We start from the raw sequence: 21,221 nt of genomic DNA, 5'->3' as shown, positions 1-21,221 counted from the left end.
CGCTCGGTCACAGCTGGTGTCCCCTGACAGCGGTGTCCCGCATCAGGACGTTCCGTGGACCACCATGGCCGAACCTCCGCCGCGGCGTTTCGGCTCGGCCACCGCCGTGACCTCTCCGCGCGGCCCGAACTCCAGCGCCGCCACCGCGCCGATCTCGGGCGACGGGGTGAAGGTCTGCGGCGCCTGCACGAACCGGTGGCCGAGGGCTTCGAGCGCCGTGCGCTCCGGCGACGTGAGGAAGGCGGGCTCGGCCTCGGTCGTGGTGCGGTTGCGCTGCGAGATACGCGGCGCGGCGACCGCCTGCGGCAGCGACATCCCCAGGTCGAGGCGGTTGACGAGCGTCTGGAGCACCGTGGTGATGATGGTGGCGCCGCCCGGCGAGCCCACCGCGATCAGCGGCCTGCCGTCGTGCAGCACGATCGTCGGGGACATGCTGCTGCGCGGGCGCTTGCCCGGACCCGGCAGGTTCGGATCGGGCACACCCTCCTGCAACGGCGTGAAGTCGAAGTCCGAGAGCTCGTTGTTGAGCAGGAACCCACGACCCGGAACGGTGATCGCCGAACCGCCGGTCTGCTCGATGGTCAGCGTGTACGAGACGACGTTGCCCCAACGGTCGGAGGCCACGAGATGCGTGGTCGACGGCCCCTCGTACGGCTCCTGACTGCCCGTGCCCCGCGCGCAGCCCTGGCCGGGACCGCGCGGGTCGCCCGGGGCGAGCGGGCTGGTGAGCGCCGCGTCGGGCCGGATGAGGCAGGCCCGCTCCTTGGCGAACTCCTTGGACAGCAGCTCCTTCGTCGGCACGTCCGAGAACGCCGGGTCGCCCACCCAGCGATTGCGGTCCGCGAACGCGATCCGGCCGGCCTCCACGTAGTGATGCAGCGCGTGTGTCGTGTCGGCCGACGACAGGTCGTAGTTGTCCAGGATGTTGAGCGCCTCGCCGACCGTCGTACCACCGGAGGAGGACGGAGCCATGGAGTACACGTCCACACCGCGGTACGTCGTGTGAGTCGGCGCCTGACGGAGCGTCCGGTAGTTCGCGAGATCCGCGGCCTCCATCAGCCCGGGGCGCACCTTCCGCGTGGAGCCCTCGGCCACGGGCGGATTCTGGACGGTGCGCACCACGTCGCGTCCGACGGAGCCGTGGTACATGGCGTCCACGCCCTCGCGGGCGAGCTGCCGGTACGTGTGCGCCAGGCCCGGGTTGCGGAACCGGGAGCCGACGACGGGCAGCTCGCCGTTCGGCAGGAACAGCTCGGCCGTCGAGGTGAAGTCACGGAACCGCGCCTCGTTCAGCTTGGTCTGGGCGCGGAACTCGTCGTTGACGACGAACCCCTCGTCCGCGATCCGCGTCGCCGGACGCAGGGCCTGCGCCAGCGGGACGGTTCCCCACTCGTCCAACGCCTTCTGCCAGGTCGCCGGGGTGCCCGGAACGCCCACGGAAAGCCCGGAGTTGACGGCCTCGTCGAACGGAATCGCCTTGCCCGTCGACGGGTCGGTGAACGAGTCCTGCCGCATACGGGACGGTGCCGTCTCGCGGCCATCGACGGTGTGCACCTTCTTCGTGCGGGCGTCGTAGTACACGAAGTAGCCGCCGCCCCCGATGCCGGCCGAGTACGGTTCGACGACACCGAGCGCGGCGGCCGTGGCGACGGCCGCGTCCACGGCGTTGCCTCCGCGCCGCAGCACGTCGATACCGGCCTGCGAGGCGTACGGGTTCACACTCGCGACGGCACCTCCGCTGCCGGTGGCGACGGCCTCCTTCGCGGGTGGCCTCAGCCCGGACGACGCCTCCGGGGGCGCGGCGGCGACGGCATGCGGGAGCAGCAGGGGGACGGTGACCAGCGCGGCGGACGCGGCGACCAGCACAACACGGCGGGTGGGCATCAAACCTCCGATTCGCCCCTGAGAAGGAGGGATCACCGACGAGGGCGTTCCCAGGGGTGGCCGAAATCCTCATAGCCGCACCGGCCCCCGGCAATGGCTTCCGGCAAGGTTTGCGGAAGATCTGAGGTTTCCTGCGAGTAGGCGGGCCGACCGGTGGACAGGCGGCAGTTGGAGCCTGCGGTCGCTCCGATCGGCAGTCGATGCGGGTGCTTACGCCTTCTCCTCGTACCACTCGATGTCAGAGGGCATGCGATCGAGTAGTGGTTCAAGGCGAGCTCCCACCGCATCGGACCACCGGTCGAGGTCCACGTCGGTGTCGTGGAACCTGAAGCGGTTCGGCAAGCGGGCCCCACGTCTTTCGTTAGCCCGCGGCCGTCTCAGCACTTGCCGCGGCTGGTTGATGCCTCGTCAGATACTCCGTTCAGGCACCGAGACCGGTGTTGCGGGATGGGCGGAAGGGCTTGTCACGTCGTCCTCGTCCGCCCCGACGGCCTGACCGGACAGAACACAAGCCAGGCGAAGGCGAAAGAATGTCCCGGCCGGCCGATGAACGGCCGACCGGGACACTGGGACACCGGGCTCAGGCGAGGTCGAACCGATCGAGGTTCATCACCTTGTTCCACGCTGCCACGAAGTCACGCACGAACTTCTCGCCCGCGTCCGCGGCCCCGTAGACCTCCGAGACGGCTCGGAGCTGGGAGTGCGAACCGAAGACGAGGTCGACGGCGGTGGCCGTCCACTTGACCTCGCCCGTGGCGCGATCCCGGCCTTCGAAGACGTTCTCGGCCGACGTCGACGCCTTCCACTCCGTGCCCATGTCGAGCAGGTTGACGAAGAAGTCGTTGGTCAGCGTCTCCGGCCGGTGGGTGAAGACACCGTGCGGGGATCCCTTGAAGCCCGTGTTCAGGGCCCGCATGCCGCCGATCAGAACCGTCATCTCGGGAGCGGTCAGTGCCAACAGGTTGGCGCGGTCCAGGAGGAGCGTCTCCGGCGACAACTTCTCTCCCGCCCGGAGGTAGTTCCGGAACGCATCCGCCCTCGGTTCGAGCACGCCGAACGACTCCACGTCGGTCTGCTCCTGCGAGGCATCCGTGCGCCCCGGTGCGAACGGGACGGTGATGTCGTGCCCGCCGTTCTTCGCGGCTTGCTCGACGGCCGCGCACCCGCCCAGCACGATCAGGTCGGCGAGGGACACCTTCTTTCCGCCGGCCTGCGAGAGGTTGAAGTCCTCCCGGATCCGGTCGAGCGTCTGCACCACCTCGGCGACCTCGGGCAGGTCGTTGACCTCCCAGTCCTTCTGCGGCGCGAGTCGAATCCGCGCCCCGTTGGCCCCGCCGCGCTTGTCGGTGCCGCGGAAGCTCGCCGCCGACGCCCAAGCGGTGGTGACCAGCTGCGGGACGGACAGCCCCGAGGAGAGGATGCGGGCCTTGAGAGCGGCGATGTCCTCGTCGCCGACCAGTTCGTGGTCGACCTCGGGGACGGGGTCCTGCCAGAGCTGCGGCTCGGGAACCCATGGGCCCAGGTAACGCGAGATGGGTCCCATGTCGCGGTGCAACAGCTTGTACCACGCCTTGGCGAACGCCACCGCGAGCTCGTCCGGGTTCTCGTGGAACCTCTTCGAGATCGGCCCGTAGATCGGATCGAGCTTCAGCGAGAGGTCCGTCGTCAGCATCATGGGAGCGTGCCGCTTCGACGGATCATGGGCATCGGGCACCATGTCCTTGGCCGACGGATCCGTGGGAGTCCACTGCTTCGCGCCGGCGGGGCTCGTCGTCAGCTCCCAGTCGTACTTGTACAGGGTGTCCAGGTACCCGTTGTCCCACGTCGTCGGCTGGGGAGTCCATGCGCCTTCGAGCCCACTGGTGAGAGCGTCGGCGCCCTTGCCGCTGCCGTACGTGTTCCTCCAGCCGAGGCCTTGCTGCTCGATGGGGCTGGCCTCGGGTTCCGGGCCGATGTATCCGGGATCGACCGCACCATGACACTTGCCGAACGTGTGGCCGCCGACGATGAGCGCAACCGTCTCCTCGTCGTTCATCGCCATACGCCCGAATGTCTCGCGGATGTCCCTGGCGGCGGCCATCGGATCCGGGTTGCCGTTGGGCCCCTCCGGATTGACGTAGATGAGTCCCATCTGCACGGCGCCGAATGGACCGGTGAGTTCCCGGTCGCCGCTGTAGCGCTCGTCTCCGAGCCATGTGTCCTCGGGCCCCCAGAAGATTTCCTCGGGTTCCCAGATGTCTTCTCGCCCGAAGCCGAACCCGAACGTCTTGAACCCCATCGATTCCATGGCACAGTTGCCGGCGAAGACCAGAAGATCGGCCCAGGAGATTTTCCGGCCGTATTTCTGCTTGACCGGCCAGAGCAGACGGCGCGCCTTGTCGAGGCTCGCGTTGTCCGGCCAACTGTTGAGGGGGGCGAAACGCTGAGCGCCGCTGCCGCCACCGCCCCGGCCGTCGGCAATGCGGTACGTTCCCGCGGCATGCCAGCTCATGCGAATGAAGAGCGGACCGTAGTGGCCGTAGTCGGCAGGCCACCAGTCCTGCGACGTCGTCATCACCTCGAAGACGTCCTGTTTCAGCGCGTCGAGGTCGAGGGTCGCGAACTCTTCCGCGTAGTCGAAATCCTCACCCATGGGATTGGACACGGGGGAGTGCTGGTGGAGAACCTGAAGGTCCAGCTGATTCGGCCACCAGTCCCGGTTCGTCTTGGGCGGAGTCGGCGTGGGGGTCGGGGAGGAGATTACCGGGTTCTCGCTTTCGCTGCCGGACACGTCCGTCCTTCTTCCTGTCTCGGTTTTCCTTCTGCTGGCTGCTACTGCTCGCTCTTGATGTTGGTTGCCTTGCCGGTGTCGAGCACTGCGACCCGCGCTCGTGGCGCGCCATGGAGCCCGCCGGTCGAAAACGCTTGCCGGACCCGCGGCGATCAACGCGGGGCCGGCGGCCGGCGAGAACCTTTTCTCACGCACGACGCCGATGCTTGCGCCTGTGTCGGCGTCCGTATGGTCGCGCACCGCAGACCGCGCGGCTACGAGAACACGCAGAGCAACCCCGCGTAACAAGCGCTCAAAGGCCGAAGCCGCTGGGGACCCGGCCTACGAGAAGAGTGATCTCTTCCTGATCATCATGACCACCCGCTCACGTGATAATCGGAAACAAACAATTATATGCAAGCCTGGTGCTCGATGGGGTGGCGAAGCCGTGGCCCGGAATTCCTCTTCGCAGCCTTGGCGAAGCGCGCGCGTGCACCACCGAAAGGTCACGTCATCCATTTCCCATGGGAATCATGACCGCCCGGTAAACTCCGGTGTCCCGCCGAGCCTGAATAGGTGAACCGATATGAGTGACCTGCTGGAACGACTGCGAGGGCGTGGCTGGCGGGTGACCTCCCAGCGGCGTGTCGTTGCGGAGGTCCTCGACGGTGATCATGTGCATCTCACGGCCGACGAGGTGCATGCCCGGGCGGCGCAGCGGCTGCCGGAGATCTCCCGGGCGACCGTCTACAACACGCTGGGCGAGCTGGTCTCGCTCGGCGAGGTGATGGAGGTCGCCACCGACGGCCGCGCCAAGCGCTACGACCCCAACGCACACCATCCGCACCAGCATTTGGTGTGCTCCCGGTGCGGGACCATCCGCGACGTCCACCCGACCGGTGATCCCCTCGCCGCCCTCCCGGCGGAGGAGCGGTTCGGTTTCACGGTGTCCGAGGCCGAGGTCACCTACCGCGGGCTGTGCCCGTCCTGCGCCCCCGGGCTGCCACACGTGTGATCTTGACTCATACGAAGGCCCCCGGCCGGACCGGCGGGGGGCCTTCCGCGAAGTGACGAGTGAGTGACCCTGTCAGTTCATGACGGGCGTCCGCCGAACTGCCAGTTGTGGACCTCGATGTCGGCATACGGGCCCGAGGTCAGCACGGCGCGTGCCGCGTCCGGGCCCGGCGCCCGGACCAGCGCCGCCGTCCCCAGCCAGGCGGTGCCGTCGTCGGACAGCAGTGGCCCGTACGCGATCAGTTCGTCCCGGTCGGGTGGCACGGCGAGGTCGGCGCCCTGCCCCGTGCCGAGGCCGATCACCAGGTACCGGCTGCCACCGGTCCGGCCCCCTGGGAAATCCCACATGGTGCGCCCCAGCATGTTGTGCCACCGGCGCAGCAGGACGTCCCGGTAGACGCCGGCCTGGTAGCCGGGCTCGTCAAAGGCGAACGCGCGGGCGGCGGCGGGATCGGGCAGGTCGACCATGTGCACGCTGCCGGTGGGCATCTCACCGTCACTGGTGAGGGTCGGGCCGCGGGCGATCATCTCCTTCCCGTACCGGTCCATGTAGGACCAGTGGTCTTCCAGCAGCTCGTCGCGCAGCGGCAGGGAGCCGGGCCGATCGCGGTGGTAGCAGAAGAATTCCATGGTCACAGTCTCGCCCATCGTGCGCCGAGGCACCTCGTATGTGCGCTCGGCCCGACAACGAGCGGAACTACCCGTGCAGTTGACTTGTCACCGACTGCTCCTGAGGACTTCCCTCTGAGCCTCCGAGCTGGTCGCGGCCCGGAGGGGCGGTCACTCGCTGCCGGGAGTACGCGGATTTTCCATGCGGGCGAGCCAGGTGGTGAGCAGCGTTTCGAGTGACTCGGCCTCGGCGGGCGTCAGTAGATCCAGCAGGTGGCGTTCATTGCGCATGTGGTCGGTGAACGCTCGGTCGATCAGCTCGCGTCCGGGTCTGGTGAGGGCGACGATCCGGCCGCGCTGGTCGTCCTCGGAACGGCGGCGGGTGACGAGTCCGGCTCGCTCCAGGCGGTCGATTCTCTTCGTCATCGCGCCGGTGGTGACCATGGTGTGTGCGGCGAGCTCGCCGGGTGCCCGTTCGTAGGGCTCACCGGCGCGGCGCAGTGCGCACAGGACGTCGAACTCTCCCTCGCTGAGACCGTAGCGGCCGTAAACGAGACACAGTTCCTCGGTGAGCCGGTCGGCCAGGCGGTGCAGTCGGCCGATCACTCCTTGCGGGGTGACGTCGACGTCGGGGCGTTCGCGGCGCCATTCGGCCTGAATGTCGGCTACGCGGTCCAGCGGCTGATGCTGCTCCATGCACACCATGATAGCTTCCCAGGAAGCTATATTGGCTTCCATGGAAGCCAAATTTCGTTGGGTGGCACTGACCGCAGTCGCTCCGGTGGCATGGGGGACCAACTACTTCGTCACCCACGAGTTCCTGCCGGCTGACCGCCCGCTCTACGGGGCCGCCCTGCGGGCCCTGCCCGCCGGCCTGGTCCTGCTGGCCTTGAGCAGGCGGCGGCCGCGCGGGGCGTGGTGGTGGCGGTCCGCGGTGCTCGGGTTGCTCAACATGAGCGTGTTCTTCGTCCTCGTCTATGCCGCCTCCCAACTGCTTCCGACGAGCGTCGCCTCGACCGTCATGGCGGTGTCCCCGCTGACGATGATGCTCATCGCCCGGCCCCTGGTGTCCGAGCGGCTCCGGACCGCCCACCTGGCCGGTGCCGCGGTCGGGCTCGGCGGGGTCTGTCTCATGCTGCTCACGGGGGTGGAAGGGCTGAGCGTGCCGGGCGTCCTCGCCTCGGCCGCCGCCATGCTGGTGTCGTCCTTCGGCCACATCCTGGCCAAACGGTGGAGCGCCGGTACCGACGTGCTCGCCTCGACCGCCTGGCAACTCACCGCGGGAGGCCTGTTCCTGCTCCCCGTCGCCGCAGCCGTGGAGGGCCCGCCGCCCGCGCTCTCCACACCGACGCTCCTCGCGTTCGGCTACGTCGCCCTGGTTGCCACCGCCCTGGCCTTCGCCGCCTGGTTCACCGGGCTGCGGCACCTGCCCGCGGGGACAGTCGGACTGATCGGACTGCTCAACCCCGTGACCGGTGTGCTGCTCGGCACAGCGGTCGCCGGAGAGGTGCTGACTGTCCAGCAACTGTGCGGCCTGATCCTGGTCCTGGCCGGCGTCGTCCTCGGCCGACCCAAGCGCGCGGGCCGACGCGCCGGCAACCAGGCACCTCCCCGTCCGGGCCGAGGCGGTGCGGCCGAGGTGATCCCTGGAGAATCACAGCGCCGATAGGATTCCTTGCTCCGAGCCTGGCCCTGCCGCGACGTGCCCGTGCCCGCCGGATAGCGGGCTGCACTGCAGTCGCGCTCTGCGGTGCCATGCTGCTGTCGCGTCCTGCTGCAGCGGACCCGGTACCGCTGCCCACCGAACGAGCGCTGCCCCGAGCCGACTTCACCGGCGACGGCCAGGGCGACATCTCCTTCCGCAAGTCCAACGGCAGTTTCCATGTCGCCGACCCGGCCGGCACCTTCGGCCCCTATGGCTGTGCAACAACGGCCAACTCGCCGCGCGTCGGCAGGCATCGTCTCCCTGCCGCTGCGGCACCGGCCCGGACATCATGATCCGCAGGCTGGAACACCTGCCGCAGCCTGTACTGACCCCTTGCTGCGGGCACCGGCGCCGACGTCCGGGTATTCCAGCAGGCCGGTAGGCCGCCCCGCATTGTCGGGAGACGGCCTACGACGTGCATGAGTTGCCCGGACGCGGTGGACGGTGAGCCGACACCAGGGGCGGCGGGACTCACACCGCCGGCGCGGCGAGTCGGTCGAGCGCGAGCGTCGCGAGGAGCGACGCACCCTGGGAGAGCACGGACTCGTCGAAGACGGCGAACGGGGAGTGGTTGTTGGGGGCCGTCGTGGGATCCGTGCCGGCGGGGGCGGCGCCCAGGGCGAGGAACGCGCCCGGTACTTCGGCGAGGACACGGGAGAAGTCCTCGGAACCGGAGATCGGCCGTTCCATCCACAAGTACCTTTCCTCGCCGTGCAGTTCGGCCACGACACCGGCCGCGAACTCCGCCTCCGCCGCGTCGTTCACGGTCACCGGATACGTCTCCTGGTAATCGACCTCCGCCTCCAGGCCGTGCGCCCCGGCGATGCCCCGGACCACGTTCACCACACCGTCCCTGACACGGGCGTGTGCGGCGGGGGAGTAGGAGCGCACGGTCGCCTCGAAGCGGACCTCGCCGGGGATGACGTTGTGCTGCGTGCCCGCGTGGAAGGAGCCGACCGTCACGACCACCGGATCGTGGACATCGAACCCGCGCGTCACCAAGGTCTGCAGCGCCAGCACCATCTCGCACGCCGCCGGGATCGGATCCTTCGCCAGGTGCGGCATCGAGCCGTGTCCCCCGGCCCCGCGCACGGTGACGTACACCGTGTCGCTTGCCGCGAGGACCGGACCGCGGCGCGTGGCGAAGACACCGGCCGGCAGCCCGGAGCTCATCACATGCAGCCCGTACGCGGCCACCGGCGCGGTCCCGGAGGCGGTCAGGACGCCCTCGGCGATCATGTGCCCTGCGCCGTCGTGGCCCTCCTCGCCCGGCTGGAACATGAACACGACGTCCCCGGCGAGCCGTTCCCTGTGGGCCGACAACAGGCGGGCGGCGCCCACCAGCATGGTCGTGTGGAGGTCGTGACCGCAGGCGTGCATGCGGTCGGTGTCCGCCGCGAAGCCGAGGCCGGTGCGCTCGGTGACCGGCAGGGCGTCCATGTCGCCCCGCAGCAGCACCGTGGGACCGGGCCGGGTCCCGCGCAGGACACCCGTGACGGAACTCAGCCCGTCCCCGAGCGAGGTCTCCAGCGGCAGCCCCTCGAGCGAACGCAGCACGTGGTCCTGGGTGCGCGGCAGATGCAGCCCCAGTTCCGGTTCACGGTGCAGCGTCCGGCGCAGTTCGACCAGGTCGCCCTGGAGCGCGAGGGCGTCGTCACGAAGGGACATCGGTTGTCTCCTGACGGGAGGTACGGGAGGTACGGGTGGAACGCATGGCGCGGGCGAAGTCGGGGACACGGGTCGCCGTGAAGGTGGCCGCCACCGGGCCGAGCGCGCAGAGCGTCACGTAGAAGGGAACCGCTCCGCCCCAGCCGCGGCCCTGCAGCCACTCGGCGAGCATCGGGAAGGTGCCGCCGAAGACGGCGATCGTCAGCGCCGTGCCGACCCCGAGCCCGACGGCACGCACGGCGGTGGGGAAGAGCAGTCCGAGTACGACGTTGTTGCCCATCAGGACGGGGGCGAGGAGGACCCCGAAGGCGAGGGCGACGAACTCGAACGGCAGCGCACCGCTGCGCAGGCCGAGCATGAGCGGCAGCGTGCAGCCGGCCAGGGCCAGACAAGCGGCCCGCATCGTGCGCAGCCCGCCGAACCGGTCCGCCGCCACCCCCGCCATCAGCATCGCCGCGAACGTGACCACGAAGACGACCGGCATGAAGGCGGAGGCGGCCTCCTTGCCGAGGGCACCCACGCCGTCCGCGTAGACCGGCAGGTACACGAGCCCGCAGTAGAAGGCCACGGTCCCGCCCACGCAGAAGAGGAACAGCGACAGCATCGACCACGGGTGACCGAGCAGCGCCTCGCGCACGGGGGAACCGCTGTCCTGCCGCGCTGTCGTCCGCCGCAGCCGGCGCTCCTCCTCGAAGTCCTCGCTCTCCGGTGCCGAGCGGCGCACCCACAGGGCGGCGAGGCCGAGAACGGCGGCGATCACGAAGCCCCAGCGCCAGCCGCCCTCGTCCAGCCCCTGCCGGCCCAGTACGGCGTGGAGCACGGCCAGAGCGCCGAAGGACAGCAGCGAACCGAGCACGATCCCGCCGTAGGAGACCGCGCTGTAGAGGAAGCGGCTGCGGGGCGGCGCCGTCTCGGTCACGTACGCCGCGACGGTCGGTGTCTCGCCGCCGTACGCCAGTCCCTGCACGAGACGGGCGGCCACGGCCAGCAGGGCGGCACCGACACCGATGACCGCGGCGGACGGGATCAGGGCGAGGCCCAGGCTCGCCAGCGCGATGACGGACATGCTCAGCGTCAGCCCGGCGCGGCGGCCGTGCCGGTCACTGAACCGGCCGATGAGCAGGCCGCCGAGCGGACGGGCGAAGAAGCCGACGGCGAAGCCTCCGTATGCCTGGACGAGCCCGCCGTCCTCGCCGAACAACTCGGCCGCCAGATACGGGGCGAGGATGGCATACATGTTCCAGTCGAACGACTCGACGACGGAACCCACGGTCGCCGCCGTCAGTTCGCGACGTCTGGCGGGGGACGTGCGGACGGCGATCGGCGACGCTGCCGTATCCGTCATACGGACACCTCCTGCTCGGTGAGGCCGGGCGGACGGACAGGCCGCGCCTGCCGCCGCCATGAGGCCGGGGACTGCCTGGAGATGATGGAGGTCTGAGCACGCGGGCCCGTAGAATCGCGGGAAATCGCCATAGGAGTGGGTTGGATGCAGGTTCTTGCCGAATTCGACGAAGCAGAGCTGGAATTGCTCAACGCGCTCCAGATCCACCCCCGCGCCTCCTGGTCCCTGCTGGGCGAGGTCCTCCAGGCCGACCCGGCGACCGTGGCCCGCCGCTGGGCGCGCCTGGAGAACAGCGGCCGCGCATGGATCGCCGTGGTGCCCGGCTTCGTCGAACCGGCCGAGGCGCTGTGCGCCTTCATCGAGGTGGAGTGCGAGGCCGGCGCCGCGCACGGCGTGGCAGAGCGGCTGGTCACGGACCCCCGCGTCGGCTCGGTGGAGCACATGACCGGCAGCTTCGACCTGCTGCTCACGGTGATCGTCCGGGATCTGGCGGCGCTGTCGGCGTACGTCCTGACGGTGCTCGGCCGGATCGACGGCGTACGCAGCACCAGCGCCCACGTCGCCACCGCCCTGCACACCGAGGGAAGCCAGTGGCAGGTGCGCGCCCTCGGCGCCGCCCAGTGCCGGCGGATTGCGACGGCCCTGCCCGGCACGAGCGTTCCCGCCCGGCCCCTGGACGAGAGGGACCGGTCCCTGCTGACGGCGCTCACCGAGGACGGCAGGGCTTCCTACAGCACCCTCTCCGCCCGCACGGGAATGAGCATCAGCACGGTCCGCCGCCGCCTGGACGCGCTGCTCACCCACCGGCGGGCCGTCCTGCGCTGCGAAGTCGCCCGGCCTCTGTCCGGCTGGCCGTTCAGCGTCTCCCTCTGGTGCCGCGTCCCGTACGCCCAGTTGGACACGGTCGCGGCGCAGCTCGCGGCCCTCCCGGAGACGCGCCTGTGCGCCGCGATCACCGGCGGACGCCCCAACCTCCTCGTCACCACCTGGCTCCGTTCCCTGGGCGACATCCAGGCCCTCCAGGCCACGCTGTCCGCCCGGATCGACGGCTTCGAGGTCGAGGGCTGCTCGCTCGCCCTGAGCCAGTCCAAGCGCGTGGGCCATGTCCTCGACGCGCGGGGCGCAGCGGTGGGCCGTGTCCCGGTCACCGCCTGGCCGGCACCGGGCGTCTGAGGGGCCGGGCGCGTCTGCTGCTCGAGAGCCGGCGCATGGCCCGTGAGAACGGCCACTGGGCCCGATCCCTACGGGACCGGGCCCAGTCGGCCGGGACGAGGAAAGACCCCCGGGGCCAGTGGTCTGGCTACCGCTCCTCGTCCTGCGGCTTCTCTCCGGCCGTCAGCAGCCGGGTCGGTCGGAGTCCGGCAGTGGGCGCCGGCGGGTGGGCCTCGGCAGGGCGGTGCTGTCGAGAGCCGGGCCTCCGCCGGTGCGTTCGTCGGGTGAGCGGGTGGGATCAGGCGTAGCCGGTTTCCCACTGCCCGTCAGCGTCGTCGGTGCAGTCGTCCCACCCGTACGTGTTCTGAACGCACAGACGGAAGACGACTTTTCGGCCCTCACCGAAGTTGTGGTCGAACTTCATGGTGTAGCCGATGTCGCTGACACCCCAGTGGGTGCCCTCCTGAAGGGTTCCGTCCTTGCGGATGTACTTGTACTCCAGGTAAGAGCGGCCGCCGTAGGACGACCTCTTTGTCACCTCGAACCGGTCCCCGAGACTGATGAACGAGGCGGAGGCGACGGTCTTGCCGTCGACGTACAGATTGACGTGTGCATCGTGTCCGGCGGCGGCGGCCTGAGCGGGTGCTATGGGAACGCCGAGGATGAGAGCTGTACCGAGCCCCGCGGTTGCGAGGGCATGACGAAGACGCATGTTGTCTCCCTGATGGGGTGTTGGGACACAGAGAGACTGCAAGTCGCCAAGGCGGTCGGCAACGTTCTCCAGCTGTCCCGGACAGTCCCATCCTGTCCCGGCAGCTGACAGCCCTGGTCCGGGGCCGGTGCCCGTCAACTCGGGACGCAGGGAGCCGGTGTGACATCTGATCGACTTCGTGGTGAGCATCGTCGAGGACATGCGCGGGGAAACGCGCCGACGTCATCTCGGGGCTGCGGCGCACCCAGCCGGCCGCGGCAGGCCGGACGTGACAAGACGCGTCTCGAGCATTTATGGGCGCGCCGTGCCGGCTGGCGGAGGGCCGATCGGGACGGCTCCTTCGCGGAGGGCGCCCGGTGGATGATCTCGCGGGCCGCGGCGACCACCGGTCGGGTCGCGTGGTGGGCCCGAAGCGCGTCGGCTGGCTCGCCGTAAGTGGGTTGTTGGTGGGTTCAGCCGAGGTGGCCCATGCGGTGGCTGATTTCTTGGGCGCCTTTGAGGAGTGTGGGGGCGATTTCGTGGAGGCGGTGTTCGGTGAAGCGGTAGGCGGGTCCGGATGCGCTGAGGGCGGCGATGACGTCGCCGTCGCGGTTGTGGATGGGGGCGGCTATGGCGTGGAGTCCGAGTTCGAATTCTTCGAGGGTGATGGCGTAGCCGCGTGTCCGTGCTTGGGTGAGGTTTTTTTCGAGTGCGGTTTTGGTGGTGATGGTGTGGGGGGTGAGTTTTTGCATGGCGGAGGCGGCGAGGGCTGTGGTGCGTTGTTTCGGGGGGAGGTGGGCGAGGAGGATTTTGCCGCTGGAGGTGGCGTGGAGGGGGGTGAGTTGTCCGACCCAGTTGTGTGAGGCGACGGCGCCGGGTCCGCGGACCTGGTAGAGGTTGACGGCGTAGTGTTCTTGGAGGACGGCGATGTTGACGGTTTCGCCGATTTCTTCGGCGAGGCGTTCGCAGACGGGCCGGCCTTGCTGGGTGATGTCGAGGCGGCCGGTGACGGCGCCGGCGAGGCGGACGATGCCGAAGCCGAGCCGGTATCTGCCCCGTTCGCCGGCCTGTTCGACCAGGCCGCGTGTTTCCAGGGCCACGAGGAGGCGGAACGCGGTCGACTTGTGGACGTCGATCTCGGCGGCGACTTCGCTGACGCCGGCTTCGCCGCGCTGGGCGAGGATCTCCATGACGCTGATGGCACGGTCGACGGACTGCACCCCGTTCACCGCGGGACCTGCCGGTTCGCCGGTGTAGTTGCTCATGGCGCAACTATACGCACGGGTAGGTGGGGCTCCGGGGGTGGAAATGGGGGCGGTGGTGAACGGTCGTTTGCAGTGATACCGGCCCGTCCGGGGCGGGCGTACCGGTACATACCGGTGCATCACGGGCCCGCGGGCGGGCGCGGTGTCCTGCCGTATCCCCTCGTGGGGGCGGGTGCGGGCGGATGGGCGCGACCTGCTGGTCACGGAGGGTGAGCGGGGCGGTGGGCGGTGCGGGTGACCGGTGTGTCCCGAGGGGTGCGGTCGCGGCCGGTGAGAAAGGACACGGTGCACGGCCCCGCCGCCGGCACGGCCCGCGTTGCGGGCCGCCTTGTTGCCTGGTCTCGGCCCCGGCCACGGATGGCCGCATCGTCGGCCAGACGCTCTGGGCGGATGCCGGGGGCCGGGCCGCCCTCGGGGGCAGGTGTCGGCACTGCGCCTCTTGGCGGATGTCGTGGTCGTGCCGGTGAGCCGGGTGTTGTCGGCCCGCTCGTGCCGGAGGTGGCCTGGGCCGGCTGGGGGGACCGGGGCTGCACGTGTTGCGCGGGCCGGGGGCTGGGCCCGGGGTGCGAACGCTGAGACCGTCGCTCCTGGCGGATGTCGTGGTCGTGCCGGTGAGTCCGGTGTCGTCGGCGCCTCCGCTGGAGCGTCACCACGTCCGCCAGGCCGGACTCCAACGGGACCGAGTCAGCTGGCGCAGCAGGTGCTGGTGGCACGTGCGCCTGCTCGGCGGTTTCGGTGGCGTGCACACGGCCGCCATCGGCAAGGAGACGCAGCGCCTGCCCACGGCCACCGGCCTGCCAGACCTCCAGAGCCGCCCGCTCCACGGCGTCGCTCTGGCGACGCCTGGTGTGCAGCACCGCCGGACGAGACCTCCCTCCGCGAGGGCGTGCTCTTCGAACGCCGCCTCTTCCACGCCCGGTTCGCCCGCCGTGAACAGTCCAAAGGCATGGGCGCCTTCCTGAAAAGCTCCTCCGTCCTGCAACCTGAGATGGACGACGACGGAGTGGAGCCAGGATCATCCTGGCTCCACTCCATGGTGCGGGCGTGTCACTGGAACTGTGCCAAGAACCGCCAGATCTCTCCTTCGGTCCAGGTGGCGACGCCGCTCTCTCGTTGGGGGAGCCGTCGACCGGACGGGGTATGTGGCCTCCGTCGAACGCGGCCCATTGGACCGGGTACCCAGCACGGCAGCCCGAGTAGGTGGTGGTGATGTGCGCCCGGCTGCCCGGCGCGGGTTCGCGCGGGCTCTGGGGAGTGCAGCCGTTCAGGTGCGGGTCCAGCGTTGGTTGCTGCCGTTCGAGCAGGAGTAGAGCTGGATCAGGGTGCCGTTGGCGGTGCCGCCTGCGACGGCGTCGAGGCAGAGGCCGGACTGGACACCGACGATGGATCCGTCGGAGTTGAGGCGCCATTTCTGGTTGTCGCCGCCCCAGCAGCTGTAGATCTGGACTTTGGCGCCATTGCCGGTGCCGGCGGCGTCCAGGCACTTGTTGCCGTAGACCCTGAGCTCGCCGGCGGCGGTGTGCGTCCACTGCTGGTTGGTGCCGTTGTGGCAGTCCCACAGCTGGAGCTGGGTGCCGTCGGTGGTACTGGTGCCGGGCACGTCCAGGCAGCGGCCCGAACCGACGCCCTTGATCGGTCCGGAATCCGAAGGGGGCGTAGAGGAGCCGCCGTTGAGTGCGTTGAGGACGGCGGTGTAGGCGGGCTTTTTGCTGCCGTCGCCGTTGAACAGCAGCGGCGAGTGCTCCGGTCGCCAGGAGTCGGTGTCGCGCACACCCCAGACGGTGATGCCGAGGCAGCGCGGGACGGCCAAGCAGTCGTTGGTCACATTGGCGTAGGTCGTGGCCGAGGCACCTTGGATGTCGAGTTCGGTGATGGTAACATCGACGCCGAGGGCGGCGAAGCTCTGCAGGGTGGTGCGGAAGTTGCTGTTGTAGGGGCTGTCGCTGTTGAAGTGCGACTGGAAGCCGACGCAGTCGATCGGCACCCCGCGCTGCTTGAAGTCTCGGACCATGGCGTACATGGCCTGAGTCTTGGCCCAGGTCCAGTTCTCGACGTTGTAGTCGTTGTAGCAGAGCTTGGCGGCCGGGTCGGCGGCGCGCGCCGTGCGGAAGGCGACCTCGATCCAGTCGTTGCCGGTGCGCTGCAGGTTGGAGTCGCGTCGGGCTCCCGAGCTGCCGTCGGCGAAGGCCTCGTTGACGACGTCCCACTGGGTGATCTTGCCCTTGTAGTGGGCCATCACGCCGTTGATGTGGTTGGTCATCGCCTGGCGCAGCGCGCTGCCGCTGAGGCTCTGCATCCAGCCGGGCTGTTGGGAGTGCCAGGCCAGGGTGTGGCCGCGCACCTGCTTGCCGTTCTGCACCGCCCAGTTGTAGACGCGGTCACCGGCGGTGAAGTTGAACTGGCCCTGCTGAGGTTCGGTGGCGTCGATCTTCATCTCGTTCTCGGCCGTCACCGAGTTGAACTCGCGGCCCGCGATCGTCGTGTACGCCGAGTCGCCCAGCCTGCCCGAGGCGATGGCGGTGCCGAAGTAACGGCCGCTCTGCGCCGCCGCGCGGCCGAGCGTGCTCTCGGCGGCGTGCGAGGTCGGCGGTGCCACCAGCACGGCGGCCGAACCGAGGACGCCGACGACCAGGGCCGTACACAGGCCGCCGATTTTCCGGCGGAGGGTGGCTGGGGGAATGGCATTTAAGCGCATGGCTGAGCCTCCAGGGCAGAAATCACGGAAGGATGGGAGCGCGGCGGAATGAATCCGACGTGAGCGGCGCCCGCGTCCATTGACAAAGGACGCTCACCAACAGGGCGTAACGATCCAAGGCTGACACCGGCACTGGGACAGACGGGCGACGCCGCCTCGGGACTCAGTGTGGAAACTCGACTGAAACATGTCAAGAGTTTCGAAATGCTTTCGAGGATCCTTCCCTCAAAGATTGCCGAGTAGCGGCTTGCGGCTGCACAAGGGTCTCCGAAAGAATTTCGATGGCGATCGCCCGAGCTGGGCTGTCATTGACGGCTCAGGCGAGATCAGTTGATCAGGTGACGTCCCCTGCACGTCTCGTGTTGGCTCCTGGACATCCATCACATTCACTTTCGGACAAACAGAGAGGAACCCGGGCCGGGCAGGGATGTCAGCGCCAACAGGCGGGCGCTGAATTTGAACGGCGGCTCCTGAGGAGAGATCCCGCCATAAACGAGCATTTCCTTCAGCTTGCATCTCTCGGGACGCCGAATTCCGTCGCCCCGGAGCGGCCACCCCGTTGAAGCTGGGAGCGTGACTTCACGCGCAATCCGTACGGGGACCGACCGCGGGCATCATCGACGCTGGTGTCCAGGCGGTTCCTGCCGGCTTGGGTACGTGATGTCGAACCAGGCGAAGTGGGCTCGGTTGGTGGAGGGGTGGCCGTTGGAGGTCGCGTAGAGGCCGAGCTGGATGCTGGTGAACAGCGGGGTGAGGAAGGTGGCTTCGACGGTGGTCAGGTCCTGCCAGGCGCCGTCGGGTGCCGCGTGGGTGAAGGTGTGGCTGAAGCCGCGGATGCGGACCCCCAGGCGAACGGGGCCTGGGGGGACGGGAATGCCGGCCAGAACCTCGGGGCCGTGGAGGAGGCTGAGTCCTTCCGTGGTGCGGAGGAAGAGGAGGTGGTTGTCGTCGTCGAGGACGACGGCGAGGCCTGCCTGTTCGTCCGGTGCGGCGGGGGTGAAGTGCAGTTCGGTGGAGACGTCGCATTCGGGCTGTTCCTGGGGGCGGGCCAGGAGGGACGGGGCGGTGCGTTCGCCGAGGCGTTCGGGGCGGAGCTGGAGACGGAGCCCGTCGCCGGTGGTCCAGAACCGCGCGGGTGGGGTGCGCAGGGTGTTCCAGTCGGCGGAGAGGGTGGCGAAGCCGTCGTGGAGGGGGCGGCGAAAACCGGTGTGGACGACAGGGGTGAAGACCGGCCAGCCGTCGTCCCAGGTGATCCGGCTGAGGAAGGTCTCGCGGCCGAGGGCGGAGCCCGGGCGGACGCCCAGGAGGACGGCCCGCCAATCGCCGTACGGGGTTTGGACGAGGTCGGCGTGCCCGGTGCAGGTGACCGGGCCCTTGGCAGGTGGTAGCACCGGGTTGCCGGGGGCACCCTTGTAGGGGCCGGTCACGCGGTCGGCGCGGGCGGCCACGACGCTGTGGTCCACATCGGTGCCGCCCTCGGCGGTGAGCAGAAGATAGGTGCCGTCGATCTTGTAGAGGTGCGGGGCTTCCGACCATCGGGCGCCCGGGTGGCTTCCCGACCACAGGACGTGCTCGGGTCCCGTGAGCCGTCGTTCGCGGGGAAGGTACTCGCGCATCCAGATCTCGGTGCGACCGGCGGCCTCGTCCAGCACGCGGGCGGCGGTGAACCAGGCCCGGCCGTCGCTGTCGTCCGGCCCGTCGTCGAAGAACAACGACGGGTCGAAGCCCTCGCCGTCCAGCCAGTACGGTTCCGACCACGGCCCCGCCGGGTCGGTCGCCGTGACGACGAAATGGCCGGGGCCGTCCATCAGCGTGCAGACGAGATGGAAGACCCCGTCATGGTGCCGGATCGTCGGTGCGAACAGGCCCCGAGAGGGCTCGCACCCGTCGAGGTCGAGCTGAGACGCCCGGTCGAGCGCCGAGCCGAGGCGCCGCCAGTTCATGAGGTCGCGGCTGTGGAACACGGGAAGGCCCGGGAACCATTCGAAGCTGGACGTCACCAGGTAGTAGTCCGGTCCCACTCGGCAGACGGACGGGTCGGGCCGGAACCCCGGCAGCACGGGATCACCGAACGACGTGGTCATGGAACGGGGACGATCTCGACCGGCACGGACAGCACCCGGTCGGCCGCCGGGTGGCGTACGGGGCCATGCAGAGTGAAGGAGCCCTGGAGCGGAAGATCGCCGCTGGACCGTCCGACGGCCACGCCGATCTCACCGGGCTCCACTCTTCTGCGCAGGTCGAGCCCGGTGAAAGAGGTCCGGTCGGCATGGACGGAGAAGGTGATCCGGGCGGCCGCGCCCGGTTGCAGCTCGACCCTGCCGAATCCGGCGAGCCACCTCTGCGGCCGGACGACGGACGCCACAGGGTCGGAGAGGTACAGCTGGACGACCTCGGTCCCGGCCACCTCGCCGACGTTGCGTACGGTGACCGAAACGGAGACGGCACCGTCCGTCGTGGCGACGGGATCCACCGAGAGCTCCGAGCAGGTGAAGCTGGTCCAGCTCAGCCCGTGTCCGAAAGGGAACAGCGGGGTCGGGTCCACCGAGCTCCAGTCGGTGTGCCCGCCGAGCCTGGAGTGCAGGTAGGTGCCGGGCTGGCCGCCGACCTGGCGGGGAATGGAGACGGGCAGCCGCCCGGACGGTTCCGCGGCCCCGCTGATGATCCGGGCGAGCGCCGTCCCGCCCTCCTCGCCGGGGAAGAAGGCCTGCACCACGGCCGATGCCCGCTCGGCCAGCGTGCCGAGCGCGTACGGCCGTCCGGAGACGAGGACCAGGATGGTCGGCACCCCGGAGTCCAGAACGGCGGAGGCGAGTGCGACCTGGTCGCCGGGCAGGGCGAGGGTCTCGGCGTCGCAGCCCTCTCCGGAGGTGCCCCGGCCGAACATGCCGGCCCGGTCCCCGAGCACCAGCACGTTCACGTCCGGATCGTCCGTAGTGACCGTGAAGCCGGCAGCGGTGAGCGCCTCTCCGAGCGTCGGGATCTCAAGGCCGAGGTCGCCGGGCAGCGCGACGTGGTTGGGGAAGGAATAGCAGCCGAGGAAGGACTGAGGGTCGTCGGCGTACGGCCCGCTGATCGCGACCCGGCACGGCCGCAGCGGCAGAGTTCCGTCGTTGGCGAGCAGCACGGTGGACCGTTCGGCCAGGAGCCTGGCCAGTGCCCGGTTCTCCGGCGGGTCGAGGTCGACCGGCTCGGGCTTGACGGGTTCCCAGTCGGGGTCGAGCAGGCCGAGCTCGGCCTTCTGCAGCAGGACCCGTTCCGCGGCCCGGTCGATGAGCTCCTCCGGTACGCTTCCTGACCGCACGAGCTCGGTCAGCGGCTCGCCGTAGCAGCGGGCTGTGGGCAGCTCGACGTCGATTCCGGCGGTCAGCGCCAGCGCGCCGGCCGCGCCGCGCGATCCGGCGACGCCGTGCCGGGTCTCCAGGAAAGAGACGGCGTAGTAGTCGGCGACGACCACACCGCTGAAACCGAGCTCACCCCTGAGCAGTTCGGTCAGCAGCCGTTCGTCGGCGGCCACCGGGACGCCGTCCACGTCGGTGTAGCTGTTCATCACCGACCGGGCGCCCCCCTCGCGCAGGGCCCGTACGAAAGGCTCGACCAGCACGTCGGCGAACTCGCGCGGCCCCGAGGCGACGGGGGCCATGTTCCGGCCGCCGCGCGAGGCCGAGTACCCGGCGAAGTGCTTGAGCGTCGCCACGATCCCGGCGCCTTCCAAGCCCTGCACATAGGCGGTGCCGATCGCTCCGACGAGATAGGGATCCTCGCCGATGCACTCCTCGGTCCTGCCCCACCGGTAGTCGCGGACCACGTCGAGCACCGGAGCCAGCCCTTGGTGGACACCGACCCGCCGCATCCCCGCGCCGATGGCGGCGGCCATCCGGCGCACGAGCCCGGGATCGAAGGATGCACCCCAGGCCAGCGGCCCGGGGAAGACCGTGGCCCCGAACGTCATGAACCCGGTCAGGCACTCCTCGTGAGCGACCGCCGGGATCCCGAACCGGCCGGATCCGGTCACCTGCTGCTGGAGCGAGGCGAGCCGCTCCATCCCGGCTTCCGCGGTGATCGGCGCGGTGCCGTACACCCGGGTGAGCTGGCCGAGCCCGTGGGCGACGATGTCGTCGAGGCTGGGCGCGGATTCGCCGGAATCGTCCTCCATCGGCGCGACAGGTGCTCCCGGATTCGAGGGCAACGCCCAGAAGCCGGCGAGTTGCCCCGCCTTCTCCTCCATCGTCATCCGTTTCAGGAGATCGGCGACTCGCACGGACGCGGGCAGGAGGGGGTCACGCCAGAGCTCGGTCAAGGGGTTCTCCTAGGGGGTGTCTCGTCGGTCAGGGCGGATCAGGGAGCGGCGTCTGGTGCCGTGCATCGCAAGGCGGAGGAGGGAGTCGACGCGGAGCGTCGGCGACTGACGACAACGCTGGGGGCACCTCCCGTGCCCGAAGGG

General features: G+C 69.6%; 15 protein-coding genes and 1 pseudogene. 4 read left to right on the top strand and 12 right to left on the bottom strand.

Features of this window, described 5'->3' with window-relative positions; translation table 11 throughout:
* Positions 1-42 precede the first annotated feature (42 nt).
* Together ggt and katG are read right to left on the bottom strand one after the other, a co-directional pair.
* On the bottom strand, positions 43-1,884 hold the full coding sequence (ggt, locus tag ACF08N_RS26845; protein ID WP_392327248.1) for a gamma-glutamyltransferase: 1,842 nt from the start codon (positions 1,882-1,884) through the stop codon (positions 43-45).
* 580 nt (positions 1,885-2,464) lie between these two features.
* Positions 2,465-4,654 carry a catalase/peroxidase HPI gene (gene katG, locus ACF08N_RS26840; protein WP_392327247.1) on the bottom strand — a complete coding sequence of 730 codons (2,190 nt, stop codon included), beginning with the start codon at positions 4,652-4,654 and terminating at the stop codon, positions 2,465-2,467.
* A gap of 565 nt (positions 4,655-5,219) precedes the next feature.
* Here katG and ACF08N_RS26835 point away from each other — a divergent pair.
* On the top strand, positions 5,220-5,648 hold the full coding sequence (locus ACF08N_RS26835) for a Fur family transcriptional regulator (protein ID WP_392327246.1): 429 nt from the start codon (positions 5,220-5,222) through the stop codon (positions 5,646-5,648).
* A gap of 77 nt (positions 5,649-5,725) precedes the next feature.
* Here the strand turns inward: ACF08N_RS26835 and ACF08N_RS26830 are convergent, their stop codons facing one another.
* The gene (locus tag ACF08N_RS26830; protein WP_392327389.1) at positions 5,726-6,277 is read right to left on the bottom strand and encodes a YciI family protein; all 552 of its coding nucleotides are present in this window, start codon (positions 6,275-6,277) and stop codon (positions 5,726-5,728) included.
* A 150-nt stretch (positions 6,278-6,427) separates the two neighbouring features.
* Positions 6,428-6,952 (bottom strand): MarR family winged helix-turn-helix transcriptional regulator, encoded by a 525-nt coding sequence (locus ACF08N_RS26825; RefSeq protein ID WP_392327245.1) that lies wholly within the window; start codon positions 6,950-6,952, stop codon positions 6,428-6,430.
* Between the two features lie 40 nt (positions 6,953-6,992).
* Here ACF08N_RS26825 and ACF08N_RS26820 point away from each other — a divergent pair, with 40 nt between their 5' ends.
* Positions 6,993-7,925 carry an EamA family transporter gene (locus ACF08N_RS26820; protein ID WP_392327244.1) on the top strand — a complete coding sequence of 311 codons (933 nt, stop codon included), beginning with the start codon at positions 6,993-6,995 and terminating at the stop codon, positions 7,923-7,925.
* 86 nt (positions 7,926-8,011) lie between these two features.
* Positions 8,012-8,254, top strand: a complete 243-nt coding sequence (locus tag ACF08N_RS26815) for a hypothetical protein (RefSeq protein ID WP_392327243.1) — start codon at positions 8,012-8,014, stop codon at positions 8,252-8,254.
* Positions 8,255-8,432: 178 nt separating this feature from the next.
* Here ACF08N_RS26815 and ACF08N_RS26810 read toward each other — a convergent pair whose 3' ends face one another.
* Together ACF08N_RS26810 and ACF08N_RS26805 are read right to left on the bottom strand one after the other, a co-directional pair.
* Entirely contained in the window at positions 8,433-9,629 is a 1,197-nt protein-coding gene (locus tag ACF08N_RS26810; RefSeq protein ID WP_392327242.1) for a M20 family metallopeptidase, read from the bottom strand.
* The gene (locus ACF08N_RS26805; RefSeq protein WP_392327241.1) at positions 9,616-10,974 is read right to left on the bottom strand and encodes an MFS transporter; all 1,359 of its coding nucleotides are present in this window, start codon (positions 10,972-10,974) and stop codon (positions 9,616-9,618) included. Before ACF08N_RS26805 ends, ACF08N_RS26810 begins: the two co-directional genes overlap by 14 nt.
* 144 nt (positions 10,975-11,118) lie before the next feature.
* Between ACF08N_RS26805 and ACF08N_RS26800 the strand changes: the two genes are divergently transcribed.
* Positions 11,119-12,147 carry an Lrp/AsnC family transcriptional regulator gene (locus ACF08N_RS26800; protein ID WP_392327240.1) on the top strand — a complete coding sequence of 343 codons (1,029 nt, stop codon included), beginning with the start codon at positions 11,119-11,121 and terminating at the stop codon, positions 12,145-12,147.
* A gap of 277 nt (positions 12,148-12,424) precedes the next feature.
* On the opposite strand, the gene ACF08N_RS26795 is transcribed toward ACF08N_RS26800, so the two are convergent.
* The 6 genes and pseudogenes from ACF08N_RS26795 to ACF08N_RS26770 form a co-directional block, all read right to left on the bottom strand.
* The gene (locus ACF08N_RS26795) at positions 12,425-12,838 is read right to left on the bottom strand and encodes a hypothetical protein (protein ID WP_392327239.1); all 414 of its coding nucleotides are present in this window, start codon (positions 12,836-12,838) and stop codon (positions 12,425-12,427) included.
* A 452-nt stretch (positions 12,839-13,290) separates the two neighbouring features.
* Positions 13,291-14,082 (bottom strand): IclR family transcriptional regulator, encoded by a 792-nt coding sequence (locus tag ACF08N_RS26790; protein ID WP_392327238.1) that lies wholly within the window; start codon positions 14,080-14,082, stop codon positions 13,291-13,293.
* A 1,047-nt stretch (positions 14,083-15,129) separates the two neighbouring features.
* Positions 15,130-15,347 (bottom strand): annotated as a pseudogene (locus ACF08N_RS26785) (glycosyl hydrolase); the annotation flags it as partial.
* Positions 15,347-16,777: an endo-1,4-beta-xylanase gene (locus ACF08N_RS26780; RefSeq protein WP_392327237.1), complete on the bottom strand. Its 1,431-nt coding sequence runs from the start codon at positions 16,775-16,777 to the stop codon at positions 15,347-15,349. The pseudogene ACF08N_RS26785 and the gene ACF08N_RS26780, both read right to left, overlap by 1 nt.
* Before the next feature lie 614 nt (positions 16,778-17,391).
* A complete protein-coding gene (locus ACF08N_RS26775; protein WP_392327236.1) occupies positions 17,392-18,861 on the bottom strand; it encodes a glycoside hydrolase family 43 protein in 1,470 nt (489 codons plus the stop codon).
* Entirely contained in the window at positions 18,858-21,077 is a 2,220-nt protein-coding gene (locus tag ACF08N_RS26770; protein WP_392327235.1) for a glycoside hydrolase family 3 N-terminal domain-containing protein, read from the bottom strand. The genes ACF08N_RS26775 and ACF08N_RS26770 overlap by 4 nt, the downstream gene beginning before the upstream one ends.
* Between the last annotated feature and the right edge of the window lie 144 nt (positions 21,078-21,221).

Origin of the sequence: Streptomyces sp. NPDC015127, from assembly GCF_043080095.1 — a bacterium.
Taxonomy (GTDB): Bacteria; Actinomycetota; Actinomycetes; order Streptomycetales; family Streptomycetaceae; genus Streptomyces.
This window is presented reverse-complemented; position numbering and strand designations above follow the sequence as displayed.

Excerpts from the sequence above, each read along its gene's own strand:
- ggt (WP_392327248.1), bottom strand. The coding sequence starts at position 1,884 with ATGCCCACCCGCCGTGTTGTGCTGGTCGCCGCGTCCGCCGCGCTGGTC.
- ACF08N_RS26805 (WP_392327241.1), bottom strand. The coding sequence starts at position 10,974 with ATGACGGATACGGCAGCGTCGCCGATCGCCGTCCGCACGTCCCCCGCC.
- ACF08N_RS26820 (WP_392327244.1), top strand. The coding sequence starts at position 6,993 with ATGGAAGCCAAATTTCGTTGGGTGGCACTGACCGCAGTCGCTCCGGTG.
- ACF08N_RS26800 (WP_392327240.1), top strand. The coding sequence starts at position 11,119 with ATGCAGGTTCTTGCCGAATTCGACGAAGCAGAGCTGGAATTGCTCAAC.
- ACF08N_RS26825 (WP_392327245.1), bottom strand. The coding sequence starts at position 6,952 with ATGGAGCAGCATCAGCCGCTGGACCGCGTAGCCGACATTCAGGCCGAA.
- ACF08N_RS26815 (WP_392327243.1), top strand. The coding sequence starts at position 8,012 with ATGCTGCTGTCGCGTCCTGCTGCAGCGGACCCGGTACCGCTGCCCACC.
- ACF08N_RS26775 (WP_392327236.1), bottom strand. The coding sequence starts at position 18,861 with ATGACCACGTCGTTCGGTGATCCCGTGCTGCCGGGGTTCCGGCCCGAC.
- ACF08N_RS26810 (WP_392327242.1), bottom strand. The coding sequence starts at position 9,629 with ATGTCCCTTCGTGACGACGCCCTCGCGCTCCAGGGCGACCTGGTCGAA.
- ACF08N_RS26790 (WP_392327238.1), bottom strand. The coding sequence starts at position 14,082 with ATGAGCAACTACACCGGCGAACCGGCAGGTCCCGCGGTGAACGGGGTG.
- ACF08N_RS26835 (WP_392327246.1), top strand. The coding sequence starts at position 5,220 with ATGAGTGACCTGCTGGAACGACTGCGAGGGCGTGGCTGGCGGGTGACC.
- ACF08N_RS26795 (WP_392327239.1), bottom strand. The coding sequence starts at position 12,838 with ATGCGTCTTCGTCATGCCCTCGCAACCGCGGGGCTCGGTACAGCTCTC.
- ACF08N_RS26780 (WP_392327237.1), bottom strand. The coding sequence starts at position 16,777 with ATGCGCTTAAATGCCATTCCCCCAGCCACCCTCCGCCGGAAAATCGGC.
- ACF08N_RS26830 (WP_392327389.1), bottom strand. The coding sequence starts at position 6,277 with ATGGAATTCTTCTGCTACCACCGCGATCGGCCCGGCTCCCTGCCGCTG.